At 47.1% G+C, this 3,626-nt stretch carries 1 protein-coding gene; it reads left to right on the forward strand.

Annotated elements, in window-relative coordinates:
* Positions 1–620: 620 nt before the first annotated feature.
* A partial coding sequence (locus ACN0IC_RS14680) for a hypothetical protein (RefSeq protein WP_416879528.1) occupies positions 621–3,626 on the forward strand: 3,006 nt, incomplete at its 3' end.

Here is a 3,626-nt window from a genome sequence, read left to right on the forward strand (position 1 = left end):
TATTGCTGGTGTGAGGGCTGGGTTTAATCGCAGCTGCTGCACGAGGCCGATTTCTGCCGATACAGAGGCCGTGCTGGATCTAATCGTGTGTAGTTTCCTGTCCTGTCCTGTACCGGGAAAGTGAATGGGCTGGAATTAAGGATGTTCTGTACCTGGTCAGTGATAAGCCTAGGAAAGGATGCAGTGATCCCCCCCCCCATAAACCAAGTGACCCAGGTCTTAACTAAGGCCTGGCACCTCACACACGCCTCCTCTCTCGAGTTCTGTGAGGCAACCAAGGGAAGGATCTGAGCTCTAATAGTGTACAGCTAAGTGTTCCCAGTGATATACGGTTGAGCATGCGAGTCAAGCTGTAACTCGACTTTGTCACACTGCAGAGTAGTACAGTGAATGTTAATTTTATGTTTCAGATTGTGTGGTATTGGACTTAGACATATGGGGAATGTGTTCAGAAGAATAAGAACCAAAGAAGGAAAGTCCTGCTGCTGCCCAGGCATTGCGAAACTAATCGATTGCAGCAGAAGATAGAGTTTTAAAGTAGACTGCTGTTAGTTATGTATTCTGAATATTTCCTGCAGTGATAAAGATTATATTTTCAGAATAAAGTAATGCGCGGTGAAATGCTGACACTTGGCGACTTCGTCACTGTGAGTAAGCGCAAGCTTGGGTCTTTCAAGACCGGGGGCCGAGACATGGGCGGTGCGGCTACTACTGGTGGTGGTACCCTTATCAATCCGGCGGAGAAGGTTGGCAGCAGTTATGCTGTCGTGGCATCGATCGGCGTGGAGAAGAAGGGCCGAGTCGATGTCGTAGAGGAGGTCACCGCCACCCAGAAGACGGTGGAGACCAAAGTTCCGGAGAAGAAGAACAAAACTTCGGACGACGGACAGGGAGCCTGGAAGAAGGCTTCCGGCAAGAAAAAGTCCAATGCGCCTTACGACGGACAGGGAGCCTGGGAGAAGGTTTCCGCCAAGAAAAAGTCCAAGGCACCTTACAAGAGATGTTCCTATGAAGAAGGTGCCTGGTTGGAGGAGGAGGAGCCGACCAGGACACTTGAGGACCAAACCAATGAAGTCCCTGTCCACCAGGACCAGGTCGTGGATGGCAACACCCTGCTGAAGACTCTGGTCCAGATTCCAACCGAGGCTGGGAAGCTAGCTTATGTGCGAACATTTGCCGGCGTCCCAAAAGCTGGCTACAACCAAGCCAAGGCCAGGGTGCAGCAGCCAACGGTTAAGCGCGGGTTTGTTGGTGGCGTCTCTACAGGCGAAGTCAACACCCAGCAGACTGGCAGCACTCACTCCGTCCAGCCCTCGGAGGTGGAGGGGAACAGCATCATCCAGTCCTTGGAGGATGAGAAAATGTGCTTCATCCAGCCCTCATTCTTAGCTGAGGAGATGATTTCCACTTGGAACTCGTCTGAAAAGTCGAAAGACTACATACCAGCCCAGGGGATAATCCCAGCTGAGGAGACAATTTCCACTTCGGACTTGTCTAATGAGTCCTCTTGGAACTCATCTAATAAGTCAAAAGACAACACACCAGCGCAGGGGATAACCCCAGATGAGGAGACAATTTCCACTTCGGACTTGTCTAATGATACAAATGCTGATACAAATGTACCGTTATATCCAGTGTGTAAACTCGAAATAAACTCTGAACCTGAACCTGTTGAGCCAAAGGAGATAATACCAGCAGATCAGATGATGCTAGCTGAGGAGATAAGTCCCACTTGGAACTTGTCTGAAAAGTCGAAAGACTATACACCAGCAAAGGATATCATTCCAGCTGAGGAGAAGATAACTTCCATTTGGAATTTGTCTAATAAGTCGAAAGACCACAGTAAAATTGGCTCCTTTGCAAGTGTCGAACTTGCTACTGTCGATAAGATTGAAGAAAGCAAGAAGACAAAAACTAATAAATTGTCTTTAAAAAAGCTTTTTAAATCTAAAAAACCAAAGGACAAGAAGGTGGATTTAGTGCACCGTGTAGTGCAGTTTCAACGGCAGAGTCCACGTGTGAAAAATGAAAATAAACGTGAAAAGGAGTCCCGTAGGCAAGCCAGAAAGGTGGCCCGTGAACTCATTGACCGGTTATTTCACACTGTTGTCATCACTGCAAAGGAGGAGGACACGGTGAAAGCCTCCTCCAAGAAACGGAAAGTGAGTAAATCCGCCGCACTTAAAAGAACGGCTAAGAAACTGAAGAAACGCCAGGCTGGCCTCAGTAGACCGCTGAAAATAACTGAAGATAAACCAAAGGCAATGCTACTGATGGCTGTTCCTTTGACCGTCCGAAACGTGAGACACGAGACTCCACAGGCAAGAAAACTGCGCCTGAAGCGAGTCATCAGAAGGTGGAAGAAGCTCCTGACGGCTGGAAGGTTGCTGAAAGTGGCAACTTTTGCCACCAGAAGGTTGGCGTTGTTACTGGAGGCTGAAAACCTACTGAAGAATGTCGGTGATGACCAGGAGCTTTTCCTCAGAGGAGGATCTGACGGGATTGAAATGCCCACTCAAACTCAAGGAGATTTAGCTCTATTTCTCGACTTTGATAGGCTCATCAATAGTCTGCAGTTGAAAAGTGTTAATGCGGCCTTGAAAACACTGAACCTAAAGTGTCCAAGAAAAGGAAGTAAAAGTGGGGTTCTTCGGACACATTTTGTCACGTCTTCTGCCGATAAAAGAGTTGAAATATTGAACATCTTGAGAAAACTTTTGGACCAGGCAAAAAAGGAGCGTCTGAACAACAGCATCCTGCAACCAACTCGGTCTGGAGATGTTGTACCATCCTTGGCAGAATCCTCCCTGATGACGGAGCTTAGGTTTGAAAATGGTGGCGAGAACATCTGCTACATCAATTCTACACTAAACGTGGTGCTGAACCTGCAGCCACTGACAGCCATACTTGAACAAGATGGGTGGACGGATAAACTCGCCTTTACTCTGGGTGATCACATCTCTGAGTTACGTAGTCTGCTGAACAAAGGACACGGTGACACAACCAATGCCCTAGAGGTGAGACGACGGGTGTCTCGGGATTCGAAATACGACTTTTCTAGAGGCGACCCTGAGGATGTCGTCCAATTCTTCATGGCATTTGAAAATATCCTGATCCGCGAGTTTGCCGAGCCGTACCAAGACGAACTGAAAGACATTTTCAGAGGAAAATACACCGTTGACCGTGTGTGCAAGAAATGTGGCATTTCTGACAGTGTGTTGGAAGACATGGGACCAGTTGTGCCCATTCCACTAAAAGATGGACAAACTTTGGCGAATTCATTTCGGTCAGTGCTGTGGAATGGTGACCTGATCAGAAATTGTCAAATTGAAAACTGCAATGGGAAATCTTGCACGGAGCATAAGCGATTGAGCAGTTTCCCCTCTGTGCTGGTTCTCCATCTGCAGCGGTTCAAACAAGTTGCACAAAACTGCTTTGTCAAGGACGAATCTCCGGTTCATGTGGAGAAAGTGATAACTTTGAACAACCAAAGATATCATCTCCACAGCTTCATCAAACACATCGGAAGTAAGGAAACTGGTCACTATATATGCAGTGTTTTCAATAAATCTGCGAGTACTTATACACAGTTTAGTGATCTAAATATTAATAAAGGAATTTCTGAG

The organism is Litorimonas sp. (assembly GCA_029936425.1).
Lineage (GTDB): Bacteria > Pseudomonadota > Alphaproteobacteria > Caulobacterales > Maricaulaceae > Litorimonas.